Origin of the sequence: Bradyrhizobium dasycarpum (assembly GCF_042019905.1) — a bacterium.
GTDB lineage: Bacteria > Pseudomonadota > Alphaproteobacteria > Rhizobiales > Xanthobacteraceae > Bradyrhizobium > Bradyrhizobium japonicum_B.
The window spans coordinates 5,561,309-5,578,930 of the sequence record NZ_CP169574.1 but is presented as its reverse complement, the minus strand read 5'-3'; the positions used below and the strand labels follow the sequence as shown (position 1 = coordinate 5,578,930).

The following is a 17,622-nucleotide window of genomic DNA, read 5'->3' as shown; positions in this document are numbered from 1 at the left end:
AGAGATACCTGGCATCCCACCAACTCCGTCATCTGCACGCGACGGCCGGCAGAATCAAATCACGTAAAACCCGTGCGTGCCGTCGCGGCGGAGCTGCTCGACGAGGCCATATTCCCAATCGAGATAGGCCTGCATCGCGGCTTGCGCGACATCGGTGCCTTCATAGGGACGGCGGTAGCGGTGGGCCGGATCGGGCCTAGGCAGCACGCGCGGCGGGCCGAACTCGAGCGTGGCGCCATAGCCGCCTTCCAGCACATAGACCTCCCACCCCATCTGCGCCAGCCACGACGCCGTCATGTCGGCGCGGACGCTCCTGTCGTCGGTGAGCAGAATGCGCGCCCCGCGCACCGGAGCCGCCATGTCGGTTTCCTGCACGAGCTGGCCGCCCGGATAATGCCGGAAGCCCGGAAGGTGGCCGGCTGCATATTCCTCGGCGTCGCGTACGTCGAAACGGTACAGCGTGCGATCCGTCTGCGCGACCAGCGCCGCCATCTCGCGCGCGCCGATGTGGCGCACGCCGGCGCGATAGGCGACATCGCGCGCATTGGCAGGGCCGCCCGCGAATGGCCCGATCTCCCCGCGCCTGTCAGCACCGTGGTCGAGGCTGTGCCCCGCCAGCGTCCAGCCGATGGTGCCGTTGCGCAGCGCGCGCACCTTGTTGGGCACGCCGGCATTGATCAGCGACTGGGTGCCGATGATGGAGCGGGTGCGGCCGGCACAATTGACGATGATGGTGGTGTCGGGATCCGGCGCGGCCTGCCCTGCGCGCAGCACCAATTCGGCGCCGGGCACGCTGACCGAGCCCGGAATGTTCATGGTCGCATATTCGTCGAAACGGCGAACGTCGAGGATGGCGATGTTGGCCTTGTCGGCGATCAGCTTGGCCACCTCGTCGGCGCTGAGCGAGGGCGTGTGCCGCCGCGCTTCGACCAGCTCGCCGAACGCTTTCGAATAGGAATTGACGTCTGCGAAGACTTCATAGCCTGCGTCGCGCCACGCCTTCAGCCCGCCGTCGAGCGCGCTGATACGGGTATAGCCGAGCGCGGCCAGACGCTCGGCGCCGCTCGCGACCAGCCCGTCTCCGTCATCATAGAGCACGATCGGCACGTCCTTGCGCGGCAACCGCGTCTCAGCCTCGATCGCGATCCGGTCGGCGGCCATGTTGGCCGCGAACAGCGGATGCCCGGTCGCAAAGCCTGCCTCGTATCTGAGATCGAGCAGCGCGATCTCCTCGCGCAGCAGCAGCGCGCGGCGGATATCGGCGGGAGTGACGGTCGGAAGCTTCATGGCACGGACCCTAGCGAAGACAGGCCATGGGCTTTTGACCGATTGCAAGCGCGTTGGCTAGCCTTGTCGGCTCACTCGCCGGGGACGAGCCGTCCGAGCGGTGGCGGCGCCGAACGGCGCAGCCTGCGGCGCGACAGGTAGAGCAGGATTCCGGTGATCGAGAACAGCGGCATCAGGATCGCGGCAACCATGAAGGCGAGCTTGCCGGGCCAGCCCAGGATCGCGCCGCGATGGATGTCGTAGATGGCCGCGATGATCGTCCCGCCGAACGTCTTATCGGTAAAGCGCTCCGCGGAAGCCAGCTGGCCGGTGACGGCATCGATGCGGAATTCGTCGCGCGTGGTTTCGAGCAACGAGGCCTTCCCCCACGACCGGATGCGGATCGTCGTGCCCGGTCCGCCCGGCAGCGTCAGCAGGGCTCTGGAGAACCGATCGCCCTCCTCGCGCTGGAACGTGGTCCATGCCGGATCGAAGCCGATTGACGGCACCGGCCCGGAGTTGGCCAAGCGCGGCGGCTTTGCAGGCATCTTCGCTGCGGCGGCGTGCGGACGCGCCAACAGCCAGGTCACGCCGTCCTTGTACCATTCGAAGGAGAAGTACAGCCCGGTGAGCGCCATCGTCAGATAGACCGGCAGGACCCAGGTGCCGATCACGGTGTGCAGCGAGCGATGCAATCCGCGGCCGCTGAGTCCAACGTTCGGCTTCAACCACATCTTCACGCTGCCTGCCCGACGCGGCCAGCGCAGCACCAGGCCCGACACCAGCATGACGATCAGGCCGAGCGCGATGGTGCCGGTAATCGGTCGTCCCCAGCCCTTGCCGTCGCCGGGGATGAGGAGCCAGCGATGCAGCCGGCGCACCGTCGCGAAGAACGCCTCGCCGCGGGGCGAGCCCAGCACGCGCGCGTCATAGGGATCGACATAGAGCGAGGTCGGCCGGTCGCCCCGTTCGTCACGCGCAAAGCGGACATGGACCGACGCCGACGGATCGCTCGACAGCGTGACCGCCGAGACTTTGCCGAGATCCTGTCCTGCCGTCAGCCGCGCCACCAGCTCATCCGGCATCAGCGCCGGTGCCAGACGCGGCGCGACCTGCATGATGCCGGCATTGAGATGATCGACGATCTCGTCCTCGAAGCTCATGATCGCGCCGGTCAGCGCGATCACAGACAGCAGCAGCGCGAGAATCAGGCCCGCAATGGAATGGACCTGGAACAGGACCGCCTTGATGGTGTGTCCAGTCCGCGCCGCCATGACTAGAACTTCACCGTCGCCGACAGCGACACCCGCCGCGCATCCCCGAGGGCGACGTTCAAGGCATTTCCGGTGCTGGACGTATAGTAAAGCTTGTCGAACAGGTTCTTGACGTTGAACTGATAAGTCACGGGCAGATTATTGATCTTCGTGTCGTACGTCGCAAAAATGTCCGCCACGGTATAGGCCGGCATGAAGAAGGTGTTGGCCGAGTCGCCCGCCCGATCGCCGACATAATGCGCGCCGCCGCCCAGCCGCAGGCGTCCGGGGAGCCTGTCGCCGAAATCGTAGACGAGATAGAGCGAGGCCGTGTTCATTGGAACATTGAACAGCCTGGCATTGCCGACAACCGGATCATCGCTCACCCGTGCGTCGGTATAGCCGTAACTTCCGATCATGCTCCATTCGTCGGTCAGTCTGCCCGTCACGTCCAGCTCCACGCCGCGTGACCTGGCCGCGCCGGTTGTGCGCGCCGCAGACTTGCCGCCGCCGATATCGTCCAGCACCAGCACGTTCTTCTTCTGGATGTCGTAGACTGCCAGAGTGCCCGACAGCCGTTTGTTGACATCGAATTTCAGACCGGTCTCCCACTGCGTTCCTTCTTCAGGCGCAATGGTGGAATCGACAACGAAGCCGGCCGTGAACGGCGGAATAACCGATGTCGGCTTCAGCGACTGCGTATAGCTCACGTAATAGGAGAGCTGGTCGTTCAGCTTGAAGATGACGCCGCCGAGCGGCAGAACCTTGTCGCCCGAAAGATCGGTAGCGGTGACGAAACGGGGTCGCCCTTTTCCCGCGAGTTGCTCATATTCCATCCAGCGCACACCGCCGACCACGGACAGCCAATTCGTCAGGTGAAACGTGTCCTGGGCAAAGAAGCTGCGGGTGCCGAGCTTGTCGGTCTGCTCGCTGTCGGTCGCCGAGACGGTCGTACCCGGCACGACCAGTCCATAAACCGGGTTGTAGAAATTGAAGCTCGGTGTCGTCTGGCGAATCAAATCGTGGCGATCGATCGTGCGGTACAGCGCCTCGCCGCCGAACAGAATCTCGTGGCGGAAACCGCCCAGCCAGACGTCGCCTTGCAGATAGGAGGTACCGTAGCTGGCGTTGCTCAGCGAGTTGCGCGTCCCGTCGTTGCTGCGGGTTTCAACACCGGTCGCGGCGTTGACGCCGGTGATGCGAAGCTGGTTCGCGCTGAAAGTCTCGGTGTTGTAGCTGTAGGCCGCCGTGACCTTCCAATTGTCGTCGAGCTTCTGCTCGACGGAAGCCTGCACCAGGTCGGACGTGCCCCACATGTTGTTGAAGGGCTCGTCGAGCCGGCGCGTCTTCGGGATCGTCAGTGGAGCGCCCTTGACGAAGGCCGTGCCGCGGTCGAACGGAGTGATGAACTCGCGGTGCTCATAGGTGAGCTGCACCGTCGTTGTATCGCCGTACCAGGCCAGCGACGGGTTCGCCAGCATCTCGCGATGGCGGCCGAAGTTGCGCCAATAGTCCTCGCTGACGCCATAGCCGATGAAGCGATAGGCGAGGCCCTGATCGCCGATCGGGCCGGTGACATCGAGCAGGCCGTCGGCACCGCTGCGATTGTTCGCATAGGTCGAGCCGAGCAGCGTGACCGAGCCGTGCTGGTAGAGCTCCGGCCGCTTGCTGACGGTGTTGACGATGCCGCCAGGATCCATGATGCCGTAGAGCAGCGTGGCCGGCCCCTTCAGCACCTCGACGCTTTCGACGGCGGGATTGAGACTGCGGCCCTGCACCAGCGGCATGCCGTTGCGCATGATCGAGCCGTCGCGATTGTCGCCGAAGCCGCGGCGGATCACCGCGTCCTGCGTGCCCGCAAGCGTGTTGGCCTGGGTGATCCCGCTGATGTTGACCAGCGCATCGTCGATGTTTCGCGGCAGCTGGTCTTTCAGCACCTGCGCAGGCACCACGTTGACGGTCTGCGAGGTATCGAGCGGCGAGGCGCCGCTGCGCAGCGTGGTCGCGCTCGGCATCGCGCGGTAGCCGAGCTTGGCGGCCTGTTGCGCGGCGGCGTCAGCTGCGGCGCGCTCGGAGGGCGGCGGCGCGGCGGGTACCGGATTGCGATCGCGCCGCCGCGCGGCGGTCTGGAGGCGGCGTGAGGATTGGTCCGAAGCGCGCGCCGGTTTCGACCGCGGTCTCGGAGCCTCCACCGTCACGGGCGGCAGGGCCGACTGCGCCTGTGCGGTCGTGGTGTTGGAGTGGCATTCGGCGAGCAGCACGGCTGCTCCAATGAGAAGACCTGCACGGCGCTTGCCGGCACGGTAACGATGGCTGCTGACGCGTCGGCCATCCAGATGAGCACGCACGTTCGATTCACTTCCAGGTCGGACACGGCATTGAAGCTCGCGCGTCTAACAGCCACCGTGCGCGAAGAGAACCGCAAGCGGAGTTGAATCGCTCTAGTGTTGAATCGTTCTAAGAAGCGAGCGGCAGTGAACGGCAATCTCCAATTGCCGTCGGGCGGCCCGCGACACGTCGCACGCGAACTCGCGGCGACGTATCAGGATTTCGTGCGGTCTCACGCGATCGCAGGCGCCATCACCTCGTCGAGCTTGCGCTTCAACGCAGCGCCGTCGGATGACGCGCGCAGCGGCGGCCGCACCCGCAGCCAGGCTGCATCGCCGGTCTGTGCCGCAAGGATCGCTTTCAACGTGGCGGTGGACGACGGTGTTCTCAGCACGATATCGATCGCGGCCTGCATGCGCGCTTCGACGTCCTTGCCGTCGACCATGCCCTTGACCAGCTCAGGCACGACATTGGCCATGCCGCAGATGGTGCCGGCCCCGCCGGCGGCCATCGCGCGGGCGATATCGGCCTCGTTGCCGACGGTGATGGCGAGCTCGGGCGCGGCGGCACGGAAGGCCTGGAATTGCTTGAAGTCGCCGCTGGAATCCTTCAGGCCGGCGATCACCTTGCCGTAGCGCTTGCGCAAGCTGGCAGCAACGCCGGTCGGAATCGCGACGCCCGACACCTGCGGAATGTGATAGAGATAGGCGCGCAGCCTTTCGTCGGCGACGCCGTCGATGATCGCGGCGAACGCATCCTCGATGCCGTCAGGCGTGACGTTGCGATCGAAGTAAGGCGGCAGCACCAGCACATGACGCAGGCCAAGGTCGAGCGCCGCGCGTGAGAGAGCGATGCTGTCCGAGAAGGCGGGAAAGCCGCCGCCGATCCCGATACGGTCGGCGGCAACGCCGGCCTTGAGCACCGCCTCCACGGTCGCGATGCGCTCGGCGACGCTGAAGGTGGTGCCCTCTCCGGTGGTGCCGAACAACACGACGCCATCGACGCCTTTGCCGAAGAGCTGTTTGGCGTGAGCTGCGAGCTTTGCCGAATCCACGCTGCCGTCGGCCGTCAGCGGCGTCGCCGATGCCACCCAGAACCCGCGAATTGCCTCGGTCATCACACTGCCCTTTGCTTTCGATCCCGAACTAAGCCGCTGATCTTCAACGATCTTCCGAAGCTTGCCCGGGCCTTGTTTTTACTTTACTTTTGGTCTTGTACCTTACATACAAGGTATACGCAAACCCTTTCCACCGCGAAGGCGCGCCTGAGGCGCGGCCAGCTTCCGAGGAGGTCCGCATGAACATGGTGAGCCCCATCGGACGACCCGAGCAATTGCTCGGCGCCCTGCGCGACAAGCTCGGCGCGGCTGCCGTGTTGACCGGCACCGACGTGCCCGCGCGCAATTGCAACGACTGGAGCGCGAGCCTGCCGCAGACACCGCTCGCGGTGATCCGCCCCGTCGACGCGCAAGGCGTGGCCGACGCGATTGCCACCTGCCGTCAGGCCCATCTGCCGTTCGTGCCGCAGGGTGGACTGACCGGACTGTGCCGGGGCGCCTCGCCCGAAGCCGGCTGGGTCGCGATCTCGCTGGAGCGCATGACCGGCATCGAGGAAATCGATGCGGCCTCCGCGACGATGACGGTGAAAGCGGGCACGCCGCTGGAGACGATCCAGAAGGCCGCGGATGAAGCCGGCTTCTTCTTTCCGCTCGACCTCGGCTCGCGAGGCTCCTGCGCGATCGGCGGCAATCTCTCCACCAACGCCGGCGGCAACCGCGTGATCCGCTACGGCATGACGCGCGAGCTGGTGCTCGGGCTTGAGGTCGTGCTGCCCGACGGCACCATCATCACCGGTCTCAACAAGCTGATGAAGAACAACGCCGGCTACGACCTCAAGCACCTCTTCATCGGCTCCGAAGGCACGCTCGGCATCATCACCCGCGTGGTGCTAAGATTGTTCCCGAAGCCGCGCTCGACCATGGCGGCGCTCTGCGCGCTGAAGGACTATGCCGCGGTGGTCGCGCTGCTCGGCGCGGCGCGCAGCGGGCTCGGCCCGCTGCTGTCGGCCTTCGAGGTGATGTGGCCGGACTATTGGGACGTGATCACGAATCGCGCCGGCGTGAAGCCGCCGGTCGCCGCCGGCCAGGGCCTCTACGTGCTGGTCGAGGCGCAGGGTACCGACGAGAGCGTCGACGCGCCGCGCTTCCAGGCCTGGCCTCGAGGAGCTGATGGAGCGCGGGCTGCTGGCCGATGCCGCCGTGGCGCAATCGCTGGCGCAGACGCAGGCGTTCTGGCGTGTGCGCGACATCTGCGCCGAGTTCGGCCAGGTGCTGGGGCCGCACATCTCCTACGATATCGGCCTTGCGGTGGCGCGGATGGACGAGTTCGTCACGCGCTGCAAGGCGGCGCTCGCTGACGGCATCAAGAGCTGCGAGAGCGTCTATTACGGCCATATCGGCGACGGCAATCTGCATCTGGTCTCGTGGGTTACCGGCCTGTCGGTCGCGCAGCAGCCGAAGGACGAGATGGACGCGATCATTTACGGTCTCGTTCGCGAAATGGGCGGCAGCGTCTCCGCCGAGCACGGCATCGGCACGCTGAAGAAGCAATGGCTGGGCCATGCCCGTAGCGAAGCCGAGATCGCGCTGATGCGGACGCTGAAGGCGGCGCTCGATCCCGATCAGCTGCTCAATCCCGGCAAGGTAATCTGAGGCATGCAGATCCGCTCGCTCAAGCTCGATGCGCCGAAATCGCTGTCGCAGCGGGTGATGCAGCGGCTGCGCCAGGCGATCATCGACGGCGAGTTCGCGCTTGGCGCCGCCATCTCCGAGGAGATGGTGGCCAATTCCTTCGGCGTCAGCCGCACCCCGGTGCGCGAGGCCATGGGCCAGCTGCAGGCGCAAGGCCTCGTCATGATCCGGCCGCAGGTCGGCAGTTTCGTGTTCACCCCGAGCGCGGACGACATCAACGCGCTCTGCACCTTCCGCATCGCGCTCGAGCCCAAGGCCGCCGAGCTCGCCTATGGTCACGATTGCGACGGTGCAATCGCCTCGATGAGCGAGGCGATTGCGGCGATGGAGCCGGCAGTGGCGGCGAAGGACAACATCGCCTATGGCCGCGCGGACACCGCCTTTCACGAGGCACTGTTCGCCCATTGCGGCAACCGCTATCTGGCCGAATCCTATCAGCTGGTCTCCGGCCGCGTCGCCGCGCTCCGCACCAACCTGACCTCGCCGATCGACGTGCGGACCCGCACCTCGTTCGACGAGCATCGCAAGCTGCTCGATCTGTTCGCGCGCGGCGAGCTCGCCGCCTTCGAGGAATTGATGACCACGCACATCACCAATTCAGGCGTGGTCTATGCCAAGGCATTGAAGGTGGAGGCCTTGAAGGTCGAGACCCCGAAAGCGGATTGAGCGCGATCATTTCGCGTCCCTCGAGCCCGGCCTGTCCAGGAAATCCAGCGCGGTGTTGATCTGCTCGAGCTGGTGCTCGATCTTGTCGCGATCCTCGACCGACGGCGCCTTTTTCGAGCTGTTCCACGAGCTTCTGCTTCCGCAACAGCAAGTTCTCTATGACCGTGCTCACAGCTCCCCCATCGCCACAGGCGGACGTTCGCGGGCGCGCGCGAGCGGGGCTCGCCGCAACCCTCCATCAGAATGTCCATCGAGACGGATGGTTCCTGGCGACCCGGGAACCTTCGATCTTTCGCGCGTCCGTCGGTTGTATTCGGGAGCTCGGGGTCCTATGCGTATCCGCATGGACACCCAGATCGCCACTGCCACAAAGCCGCTGATGGCCCAGGCCCGGCCGCGCAAGCCGGCGCCGTTCCTTCCCATGAGCCGCGCCGAGATGGATGCGCTCGGCTGGGACGCCTGCGACATCGTGCTGGTGACCGGGGACGCCTATGTCGACCATCCGAGCTTCGGCATGGCGATCATCGGCCGCCTGCTGGAGGCGCAAGGCTTTCGCGTCGGCATCATCTCGCAGCCCGACTGGCACTCGGCCGAACCGTTCAAGGTGCTGGGCAAGCCAAAGGTGTTCTTCGGCGTCACCGGCGGCAACATGGATTCCATGGTCAACCGCTACACCGCGGACCGACGCATCCGCAGCGACGACGCCTACACCGCGGGCGGCGAAGGCGGCAAGCGGCCGGACCGCTGCACCGTCGTCTACGCCCAGCGCTGCCGCGAGGCGTTCAAGGACGTCCCGATCGTGCTCGGCGGCATCGAGGCCTCGCTGCGCCGGATCGCGCATTACGATTATTGGTCCGACAAGGTGCGCCGCTCGGTGCTGGCCGACGCCAAGGCCGATCTGCTGCTCTATGGCAATGCCGAGCGCGCCGTCGTCGAGGTGGCACATCGGCTCGCCGCCGGCGAAGCGCCTCGCGCGCTCGACGACATCAGGGGTGTCGCGCTGTTCCGAAAAGTCCCGGAGGATTACACCGAGCTGCACGCCGACGATCTCGATTCCGCCGACGAGGGCGCGACGCGCCAGAAGGGCGCGACCGTCATTCGGCTGCCGGCGCTGGAGCAGGTGGAGCAGGACAAGGAAGCCTATGCGCGTGCCTCGCGCGTGCTGCACCGGGAGAGCAATCCCGGCAATGCGCGGCCGCTGGTGCAGCGTCACGGCGACCGCGATCTCTGGCTCAACCCGCCGCCGATTCCGCTGACCAGCGAGGAGATGGACGCGGTCTACGACCTGCCTTACGCGCGCGCACCGCATCCGTCCTATGGCGAGGCGAAGATCCCGGCCTGGGACATGATCAAGTTCTCGGTGACGATCATGCGCGGCTGCTTCGGCGGCTGCACCTTCTGCTCGATCACCGAGCACGAGGGCCGCATCATCCAGAACCGCTCCGAAGGTTCTATTCTGCGCGAGATCGAGAAGATCCGCGACAAGACGCCGGGCTTCACCGGCGTGATCTCCGATATCGGCGGCCCCACCGCCAACATGTACCGGATGGCGTGCAAGGATCCCAAGGTCGAGGCGGCGTGCCGGCGGCCGTCCTGCGTCTTCCCCGAGATCTGCCCGAACCTCAACACCTCGCATGACGACCTCATCCGCCTCTATCGCAAGGTGCGCGAGACCCGTGGCATCAAGAAGGTGATGGTCGCCTCCGGCGTGCGCTACGACCTCGCGGTCGAGAGCCCCGAATACATCAAGGAGCTCGTCACCCATCACGTCGGCGGTTACCTGAAGATCGCGCCGGAGCATACCGAGCGCGGGCCGCTCGACAAGATGATGAAGCCGGGCATCGGCGCCTACGACAAGTTCAAGCGCATGTTCGACGCCGCGGCCGAGCAGGCCGGCAAGAAATATTACCTGATCCCGTATTTCATCGCGGCGCATCCGGGCACGACCGACGAGGACATGATGAACCTCGCGCTCTGGCTGAAGAAAAACCGCTACCGCGCCGACCAGGTGCAGACCTTCCTGCCCTCGCCGATGGCGACCGCGACCGCGATGTACCACACCGGCGTCAATCCGCTGCGCGGCGTGCGCCACGGCGGCAGCGACAAGGTCGAGGCCATCAAGGGCCTGCGCCAGCGCCGGCTGCACAAGGCCTTCCTGCGCTACCACGATCCCGACAATTGGCCGGTGCTGCGCGAGGCCCTGATCGAGATGGGCCGCCGCGACCTGATCGGCTCGCAGCCGCACCAGCTCGTGCCGGCACACCAGCCGCCCGGCACCGGCAAGGCCGCGGGCACGCGGCGACCAATGCGCCCCGGCGGCAAGACGCAGAAGTTCACGACCAAGGGTCTGCGGGTAATGAAGTAGCGGCTGGCTTACCGCCTAAAGCGCGATGCGATGAGGATGAATCGTCATCACGCTTTAGGTTGTTGTATAAGCATGGTCTTTTCGGAGAACCGCTGCGCACTTTTGCGGATCATGCTTTAGAGCGCCAGCACGACCTCGCCCGACACGGCATCGGTCACGCCGCGTCCGTTGCCCTGGTCCTCAAGCACCGACCTGAAGCTGTCGAGGGTCTTGATCATCGCCGATCGCGCGGCGACCAGCGCATCCTGGCTGGACCACGTGCCGATGAGGCAAAAGGTTTGGTCTCCGGTCTTGATGATGACGCCATGCTCGAGGCCAGGCCATTTGGCCTTGCCGTTGCGATGCGCGTCGAGAAAGGCGGCTTCCTCGCCCTGCTTCACCCTGAACTTCACCACGTTGTAAACCTGCATGACGCGCCTCCGAAAAATGGACTGATGAAAACGGGCGTCGTGTGAGGGACAGGACGAAAAGTCCATAACGTCGCCCCGACCGAATGTTGCTCCTCGCACATGGAGCCGTCACCGTGACAAATCGGCATGTCTGTCGGGCCGCCTGCGATGGGTCAGGCCAGCCAGAACCAAAAATGTCGAAAACAACCCCATGCACAGTAGGCCGCGCCTGCAGGATCAATGGCTTACGGCTCGTCCGACGCGACCGATGTGTCGGGCAAGAACCTGTTGCCTCGTCGGGCAAAACAGGGGTGCCGCGCCGTCTCCGCATCTGGTTGACTTTCCCGCCGTCATGTAACATATAAAGTTACATGAAGCGAGACAGCCGACTATCCGGCGTGCTGCACGTCCTCTTGCACATGGCGCAGCAGCCGGGGCCGTTCACATCCGAGACACTGGCGAAAGCCATGGACACCAACCCCGTGGTGATCCGACGCATCATGGCGGGCCTGCGGGAGATCGGTTACGTGCGCTCGGAGAAAGGGCACGGCGGCGGCTGGACGCTCGCCTGCGATCTTTCGAAGGTTACGCTGCGCGATATCTATGCCGCGCTCGGGAGTCCCTCGCTGCTGGCGATGGGCAACCGCACCGAAGCACCCGGCTGCCTGGTCGAGCAGGCCGTCAATGCCGCGCTCGGTCAGGCCTTTGGCGATGCGGAGGCGCTGCTGCTGACGCGCCTCGGCGAGGTGACGCTGGCGATGCTGAGCGACGATCTTCGCAAGCGCCTCGGCTCGCGCAAGCCTCACGGCATGAGCGCGCATCACGCCTAACGCGCACGATCCGGCAAGGACAACGCCATGACCAACATTCAAGATATGTTCTCCGATCCGCAAGCCGTGGCGAATTACACCGAGGGACCGCCGCGCTTCGTGCCCGGCTACAACGCCATGCTGTCGATGGCGGCGATCCTGCTGGCCGAGCGCGCGCGTGAGGCGGCGCGCATCCTCGTGCTCGGCGCCGGCGGGGGCCTCGAGTTGAGGACGTTTGCGCAAGCGCAGCCGCGCTGGAGTTTCGACGGCGTGGACCCGTCCGCGGCGATGCTGGCGCTGGCCGGACAAACCCTGGGCCCGCTCGCGCCGCGCGCGCGTCTGCATCAAGGTTACATCGACGATGCGCCGGAGGGTCCTTTGACGGCGCCAGCTGCCTGCTGACGCTGCACTTCGTCGATATCGCGGAGCGGCGTCGCATTGCTTCGGAAATCCGCCGCAGGCTCAGACCGCGCGCGCCCTTCGTGGTCGCGCATTTGAGCGCGCCCGACGGCTTCGAGGAACGTCCGCGATGGCTGTCGCGGTACTCCGCGTTCCTGGCCTTCTCCGGCGTCGAGCCCGACAAGGCGGCAGCCGCGCGAGACGCCGTTACCAACCATCTGGAGATCCTCACGCCGGCTCAGGACGAGGCGGTCCTGCGCGAGGCCGGCTTCTCCGACCCCGTCCTGTTCTATACCGGCTTCGCCTTCCGCGGCTGGGTGGCCTACGCGTGAGGCGGCACGGCTTCGTCAACCGGGCCGGGCATCATGCAATGCCGGGTACGCCCGGGCGCGCAGTCACGACTCATTCGCCGGTGCCACAGGCCGCGTCCGTTCTGCCTTCAGAATCGGACAGCGCTGAAGGGGCACTTGGCCGATTGCACGCTGCGGCAAATCCTCCCATATTCACCCAGAGCGGAGGCGTCATATGTCTGGTTGCGGCGGTTGCTGCGGCAGTGAAGCAAGGTTCGAGGGTCTTTCCGCAGATTACCGGCGACGGCTCTGGCTGGTCATCGGAATAAATGCTGGGATGTTCATCGTTGAAACCGGCGGCGGCCATCTGGCCGGCTCGAAGGCGCTGCAAGCGGACGCGCTGGATTTCCTGGGCGACGCGCTGACCTACGGCATCACCCTTGCCGCGATCGGCACCTCCGCGATAACCCGTGCAAAGGCAGCCTTGTTCAAGGGGCTATCGCTATTCTTGATGGGCTTGTGGGTGTTTGGATCGACGGCCTATCACGTGCTGATCCTTGGCATTCCGCAGGCGGAGATCATGGGTGCCGTAGGCTTCCTGGCCTTGGCGGCAAACGTCACGAGTGTCCTTCTGCTCATGCGGTACAAGGATGGTGACGCCAACGTCAGGTCGGTCTGGCTGTGCTCGCGGAACGATGCCATCGGCAACGTCGCCGTCATGATCGCGGCGGGAGCTGTTTGGCTCACGGCCTCGAAATGGCCTGACCTGATTGTCGCGGCCCTGATGGCGGGCCTGTTCCTTTCCTCAGCGATGCAAATTCTCCGTCAGTCGCTGGAGGAGATGCGCCGGCCGTCGGGTGCACCCGCCGAGTAGCCTCCTGCCGGAGGTGCGTAATCGGCCCATGGGCCGTCACATCTGGCGAGACGTCATCTGGCGAGACTTCTTGGGAAGCTGCTGAGATGAACCCCGCAGCTTCCCTTCTTCGATCAAGCAACGATCTTGTTACCGTCGGGTCGGATCGTTGGACCCGCCAGGACGGATCGTCTGGGGACCGCCCTGGCCGGCGGCACCCGGGCCATTCCCGCTGGTCCCAGCGCTGGATCCACCGGCCGTGCCGCCCCCGGCACCAATACCGCCCGGGCCTGGTCCGGCCGCGCCCGTCGTTCCGCCCGCCGAGCCGGCGCCGGTTCCTCCGGCTCCCGCGCTCGCACCCGCGCCGCCCGCTCCACCTGCGCCTCCGCCCGCGCCCCCCGCACCGCCTGCCTGCGCATGGGCAAAACCGATCGACGCGCCGGCAAGCAACGCACACATGGCCACTGAGAAGATTGTCTTTCGCATTGTTCAGTCTCCGGTTGACGATGACATGCCAATCAAGGCCGCATGCAAACGTTCCTATGAGATTCGTCGCAGGCTCCGCAGCTCGTGGAAGCGATCATGCGCTGCGTCGAACAGGATCTGGTTCCAGCGGTCACGCGATGCCCCTTGCACGAAGGGAGTATAATTTTCGGCAAGCTGCCATTTGTCGGAGCGCGAACTAGAATCAATCAAGTAAGCGCGGCGGAGGCGAGGATGGGAAAAGAAACGAGATGCTGTCCTGATCTCGGGCTTCCTGATCACACTGTGCCGCTCTGCGAACGCGGCAACCAGGCACCCTGCACAGCGGCGCCACCCTCTTGTGCGTCTCCATCAGGCCATGATCTATTTGCCGGTCGGACCGTCCACCCGCTATCGCGTTGCACCGCACAGTTCCATCAACGAGTCTTCTCAGAGCTTCACAGCCCCGACTGAAAAACACGATGTCTCAGCAGCGTCAGGCGACGTGATTGATCGCTCCAGCGATGAGTGCGCGCGAGAAGGAAGCAAGCAGATCTTGTCCGCCATGGTTCGATATGCGGACTTCGTGGAGCGATGCCGCCACTTCGGCGATGGCCCAGAAGGCGACGTTTTTCATGGCGTTTCGCGCCAGTGCGAGCCGTGGGTGTATTGGTCTCAAACACGGCGGACGTGGTCCCACAGCGCGTCGCGATCGTACAGGCGAATGGCGTCCACCCTTCAATCCGGCTCCCATCAGTAGACTGGGTTGAGTGAAATCACAGAAAGCTGTACTCACTCGAAAACCAAATCATCAGGCAAAATCCGCTTGGGCAACTGATCTGCCGCACTGCAATCTATCACCGCGCGGATCTTGGCTCGAGGGAGCCTGCCATTACGCCTCATTAGGTCCTGTATTGCAAACCCGCCATCGATGCTGATTGTCTTCAAGGAGGCAAGGATATTCGAGACCCGACCGGATGAACCAAATGGAAGGAGCAGTCGTTCATATTCGATCTGGCGCTTGCCAACATCCTCCAATTCATCGACCGTATAGACGGGGCTCTGATGCAAAAAGCAGATGCGATAGGCCGGCATGATCACAGGCGCCAAACGTATCCCCACATATTCTTCGAGCTCGCGACCCATGCCCGCTTCGCCATAGGCTTTCGACATTCGCGTGCCTTTGCTTTGAATGATAAAACCCGGAGGCGTCTTCGTCGCATCCACTTGGTAATGGACGAGATCGCTAGCTTCCTCCCGAAGACGACTTGGCTCGTATTCCTGCAGGGAAGGTATGCTCCTGTTGCGATGGTAGAGCCTCAGCCACGTGTTCAGTAGATCACGTTGGCGAATTGCTTTCACCACAGAGGTCCCTATGCTCTGGAAGCGCATCTAGTCCGCTCTCTCATGAAGGCCTGAAGCTCTCGCTCAGGCCGCCCGAAGACTGGCCAAAAACTTGTCCAGCTCGTCCTGCAGTCGCCGACTCTGGACGGAAAGTGATTGAGCTGCCCCCAACACTTGCGAGGACGCGCCCCCGGTCTCGATTGTGCTTCGACTTACCTGCAAGACATTGGCTGACACCTGCGCTGTTCCCTCTGCAGCTTGCTGGACGCTCCGGGCAATCTCTTGTGTTGCCATTCCCTGCTCCTCCACAGCGGCGGCAATCGCCGTTGCAATTTGCGAAACATGGCCCATGGTTCCACCGATCTCCTTAATGGCGCTTACGGCATTCTCAGTAGCTCCCTGAATCTCCGATATCTGGCGTCCGATTTCGGTGGTGGCCTTCGCCGTTTGTTCTGCAAGACCTTTCACCTCGGAAGCAACGACAGCAAATCCTCGACCAGCTTCACCAGCGCGCGCGGCCTCAATCGTTGCGTTGAGCGCCAGCAGATTTGTTTGAGAGGCAATTGCACTGATCATCTCCGCAACATCTCCAATCCGGGCAGCCGCTTCCGACAGCTTCTCTATTCTCGCGTTTGCAAGGACGACCTGCTGTACGGCTCCCGCTGCGATTCGGGTGGATTCCTGAACCTGACGGCCAATCTCCCCGACGGAAGACGACATCTCCTCCGTTGAGGCTGCAACGGATTGGACATTCGTCGAAGCCTCTTCGGAGCCGAGCGCAACAGACTCCGACAAACGTAAGGTCGTGTCAGCTGCTCTCGTCATTGTGGTGGCAGACTCTTCGAGCTCGGTCGCTGCTCCGGAAACCGTTCGAACGATTGCGCCCACGGCAGCCTCGAATTCGCCGGCCAATCTTTGCATCTCCGCTTTGCGCTGTGCTGCAGATCTTTGAGCGGTATCTCTCTTTTGCTCCTGCTCAAATCCAAGTTTGGCCTGAAGCGCTTGCAGGTTTCTCAACGCTATGCCGAGTTCGTCGTCACGTTCGACATTAATACGCGTGTTGAATTTTCCCTGGGCGACCGTGTCCATCACGTCGTTGAGCTGCCGGACAGGATCTCCGATAGCCTTCATGGTCGACAGCCCGATCAGCCCTCCCAGTAACAGGGCAGCCAAGTCGACCGCCAGCACCATGCCCTTCTGAAGTCCAAAGGAATCCGCCGCGCCATCCAGCGTGAGCAGCCCGATGCCGCTGATCACCAGCAAGCTGGCTGCCATACCTGCGAGCAGGGTAACAATGCGAGCGCGCAGCGTTCGCGTGAAGGGCGCGACCAGATCGGCCCAGCCGCGCTTTCGGACGATCCCCGCGTGCAATCGGTAGCGCCCTCCTTCCCCATTCATGATCAGCTTGTAGACGCGTGCCGCTTCCTCACGATGCGATGCCGGTAGCTGCGAGCGAATGGACATGTAGCCGGTGACAACGCCGGCTTCCCAGACTGGCGTCGCACTCGCGAGAACCCAGTAGAAATCGCCGTTCTTGCGTCGATTTTTGACTGCACCCGACCACGGCTTGCCCGCCTGCAGGGTGCGCCAGAGGTCTTCGAACGCGACCGGCGGCATATCAGGATGCCGAATGATGTTGTGAGGCTGCCCCAAAAGCTCGTGGGCCTCAAATCCACTTGCCTTGACGAACTCGTCGTTGAAGTAGGTCAGTTTGCCTTTTAGATCGGTCTTCGAAACGATCAGCGTGTCTTCCCCAATCGGGTATTCCGTGGTCGTAATCGGGAGATTGTTGCGCATGTGGTATCCCAATGATTTTGGTGCAAAACAGCGGAATTCGCGGTGCAAGCAGAGGGTTAGTCGACAAGCCAAGAGGAGTATGTTGAGAGCGCGAGCGCAGTATCCAGCGCGACGTATTTGTCGAGTGTAACAATCAACGCCGATTTCAATCCCATCGGTACAGGCGCTTGCAGCACCTTTTCCGCAAAACGGGATTTGATGAGCGCATAGCCTGCGATGTACCATTTGGGATCAAGGCCGATTTCGTAATGCTTGATTCCGATCATCGTCACGCTTCTCTGATAGGCATCATCGAAGCCGCTGTTGAAGAGCGCGCGCCAATGCTCTTTTTGCTTGATCTTCAGCCGCTCGATTGTCGGCTCATCGAGCAACAAGCCTGCTTCCGACTGTCTGGTGTCGCGATAAAATGAGGCAATGATCTCGGTGCTTGGCTCATCGAGGAAACGCCAAAGCTGCCGCGCAAGTGACTGCGATTGTCGATCGATCCCCAAATACCGAACGAGATCTTGCATGAAGTCCCGGCCACGTCGGCTGCGATTAATTTGGCCGAGCGTACCTTGCTCCAATTAACTCCGTGTTAGCCAAATTTTGCGCCCGGGCCTCACCGAAGTCGGCAGTCTGAGCGCCATCGAGAGTAACTCTCGGTAGCAGC

The 17,622-nt window shown here is 63.7% G+C and carries 13 protein-coding genes and 2 pseudogenes; 6 read left to right on the top strand and 9 right to left on the bottom strand.

The features are described from left to right. Positions 1-54: 54 nt before the first annotated feature. The 4 genes from ACETMP_RS26630 to ACETMP_RS26615 form a co-directional block, all read right to left on the bottom strand. The gene (locus tag ACETMP_RS26630) at positions 55-1,287 is read right to left on the bottom strand and encodes a rhodanese-like domain-containing protein (RefSeq protein WP_375158483.1); all 1,233 of its coding nucleotides are present in this window, start codon (positions 1,285-1,287) and stop codon (positions 55-57) included. A 71-nt stretch (positions 1,288-1,358) separates the two neighbouring features. Continuing rightward, complete coding sequence (locus tag ACETMP_RS26625; RefSeq protein WP_375158482.1) at positions 1,359-2,540, bottom strand: PepSY-associated TM helix domain-containing protein; 1,182 nt, start codon at positions 2,538-2,540, stop codon at positions 1,359-1,361. A gap of 2 nt (positions 2,541-2,542) precedes the next feature. Next, the gene (locus ACETMP_RS26620) at positions 2,543-4,867 is read right to left on the bottom strand and encodes a TonB-dependent siderophore receptor (RefSeq protein ID WP_375158481.1); all 2,325 of its coding nucleotides are present in this window, start codon (positions 4,865-4,867) and stop codon (positions 2,543-2,545) included. A 212-nt stretch (positions 4,868-5,079) separates the two neighbouring features. Next, complete coding sequence (locus ACETMP_RS26615; RefSeq protein WP_375158480.1) at positions 5,080-5,964, bottom strand: dihydrodipicolinate synthase family protein; 885 nt, start codon at positions 5,962-5,964, stop codon at positions 5,080-5,082. 179 nt (positions 5,965-6,143) lie between these two features. Here ACETMP_RS26615 and ACETMP_RS26610 point away from each other — a divergent pair. The 3 genes and pseudogenes from ACETMP_RS26610 to ACETMP_RS26600 all read left to right on the top strand — a co-directional run bounded on the left by ACETMP_RS26610 (position 6,144) and on the right by ACETMP_RS26600 (position 10,627). Further along, positions 6,144-7,557, top strand: a pseudogene (locus ACETMP_RS26610) (FAD-binding oxidoreductase). A 9-nt stretch (positions 7,558-7,566) separates the two neighbouring features. Continuing rightward, positions 7,567-8,262 carry a GntR family transcriptional regulator gene (locus ACETMP_RS26605; protein WP_375161995.1) on the top strand — a complete coding sequence of 232 codons (696 nt, stop codon included), beginning with the start codon at positions 7,567-7,569 and terminating at the stop codon, positions 8,260-8,262. Between the two features lie 343 nt (positions 8,263-8,605). Then, a complete protein-coding gene (locus tag ACETMP_RS26600; protein ID WP_375161994.1) occupies positions 8,606-10,627 on the top strand; it encodes a YgiQ family radical SAM protein in 2,022 nt (673 codons plus the stop codon). A gap of 116 nt (positions 10,628-10,743) precedes the next feature. On the opposite strand, the gene ACETMP_RS26595 is transcribed toward ACETMP_RS26600, so the two are convergent. After that, complete coding sequence (locus tag ACETMP_RS26595; protein ID WP_028138794.1) at positions 10,744-11,037, bottom strand: hypothetical protein; 294 nt, start codon at positions 11,035-11,037, stop codon at positions 10,744-10,746. Between the two features lie 350 nt (positions 11,038-11,387). Here ACETMP_RS26595 and ACETMP_RS26590 point away from each other — a divergent pair, with 350 nt between their 5' ends. The 3 genes and pseudogenes from ACETMP_RS26590 to ACETMP_RS26580 all read left to right on the top strand — a co-directional run bounded on the left by ACETMP_RS26590 (position 11,388) and on the right by ACETMP_RS26580 (position 13,388). Continuing rightward, positions 11,388-11,846 carry an Rrf2 family transcriptional regulator gene (locus tag ACETMP_RS26590; protein WP_375158479.1) on the top strand — a complete coding sequence of 153 codons (459 nt, stop codon included), beginning with the start codon at positions 11,388-11,390 and terminating at the stop codon, positions 11,844-11,846. A gap of 27 nt (positions 11,847-11,873) precedes the next feature. Continuing rightward, positions 11,874-12,556, top strand: a pseudogene (locus ACETMP_RS26585) (class I SAM-dependent methyltransferase). A 193-nt stretch (positions 12,557-12,749) separates the two neighbouring features. Then, positions 12,750-13,388, top strand: coding sequence for a cation transporter (locus ACETMP_RS26580; protein ID WP_375158478.1), 639 nt, complete (start codon positions 12,750-12,752; stop codon positions 13,386-13,388). A 937-nt stretch (positions 13,389-14,325) separates the two neighbouring features. Here ACETMP_RS26580 and ACETMP_RS26575 read toward each other — a convergent pair. The 4 genes from ACETMP_RS26575 to ACETMP_RS26560 form a co-directional block, all read right to left on the bottom strand. After that, positions 14,326-14,466, bottom strand: a complete 141-nt coding sequence (locus tag ACETMP_RS26575; RefSeq protein WP_375158477.1) for a hypothetical protein — start codon at positions 14,464-14,466, stop codon at positions 14,326-14,328. A 155-nt stretch (positions 14,467-14,621) separates the two neighbouring features. Continuing rightward, positions 14,622-15,221 (bottom strand): hypothetical protein, encoded by a 600-nt coding sequence (locus ACETMP_RS26570; protein ID WP_375158476.1) that lies wholly within the window; start codon positions 15,219-15,221, stop codon positions 14,622-14,624. Between the two features lie 36 nt (positions 15,222-15,257). Continuing rightward, positions 15,258-16,970 (bottom strand): methyl-accepting chemotaxis protein, encoded by a 1,713-nt coding sequence (locus ACETMP_RS26565; RefSeq protein WP_375158475.1) that lies wholly within the window; start codon positions 16,968-16,970, stop codon positions 15,258-15,260. 56 nt (positions 16,971-17,026) lie between these two features. Further along, positions 17,027-17,482, bottom strand: coding sequence for a protoglobin domain-containing protein (locus ACETMP_RS26560; protein ID WP_375158474.1), 456 nt, complete (start codon positions 17,480-17,482; stop codon positions 17,027-17,029). Positions 17,483-17,622 lie beyond the last annotated feature (140 nt).

What these genes read in the sequence shown, in the direction of transcription:
- ACETMP_RS26630 (WP_375158483.1), bottom strand. Translation starts at nt 1,287, where the DNA reads ATGAAGCTTCCGACCGTCACTCCCGCCGATATCCGCCGCGCGCTGCTG.
- ACETMP_RS26625 (WP_375158482.1), bottom strand. Translation starts at nt 2,540, where the DNA reads ATGGCGGCGCGGACTGGACACACCATCAAGGCGGTCCTGTTCCAGGTC.
- ACETMP_RS26615 (WP_375158480.1), bottom strand. Translation starts at nt 5,964, where the DNA reads ATGACCGAGGCAATTCGCGGGTTCTGGGTGGCATCGGCGACGCCGCTG.
- ACETMP_RS26600 (WP_375161994.1), top strand. Translation starts at nt 8,606, where the DNA reads ATGGACACCCAGATCGCCACTGCCACAAAGCCGCTGATGGCCCAGGCC.
- ACETMP_RS26595 (WP_028138794.1), bottom strand. Translation starts at nt 11,037, where the DNA reads ATGCAGGTTTACAACGTGGTGAAGTTCAGGGTGAAGCAGGGCGAGGAA.
- ACETMP_RS26590 (WP_375158479.1), top strand. Translation starts at nt 11,388, where the DNA reads ATGAAGCGAGACAGCCGACTATCCGGCGTGCTGCACGTCCTCTTGCAC.
- ACETMP_RS26580 (WP_375158478.1), top strand. Translation starts at nt 12,750, where the DNA reads ATGTCTGGTTGCGGCGGTTGCTGCGGCAGTGAAGCAAGGTTCGAGGGT.
- ACETMP_RS26575 (WP_375158477.1), bottom strand. Translation starts at nt 14,466, where the DNA reads ATGAAAAACGTCGCCTTCTGGGCCATCGCCGAAGTGGCGGCATCGCTC.
- ACETMP_RS26570 (WP_375158476.1), bottom strand. Translation starts at nt 15,221, where the DNA reads ATGCGCTTCCAGAGCATAGGGACCTCTGTGGTGAAAGCAATTCGCCAA.
- ACETMP_RS26565 (WP_375158475.1), bottom strand. Translation starts at nt 16,970, where the DNA reads ATGCGCAACAATCTCCCGATTACGACCACGGAATACCCGATTGGGGAA.
- ACETMP_RS26560 (WP_375158474.1), bottom strand. Translation starts at nt 17,482, where the DNA reads ATGCAAGATCTCGTTCGGTATTTGGGGATCGATCGACAATCGCAGTCA.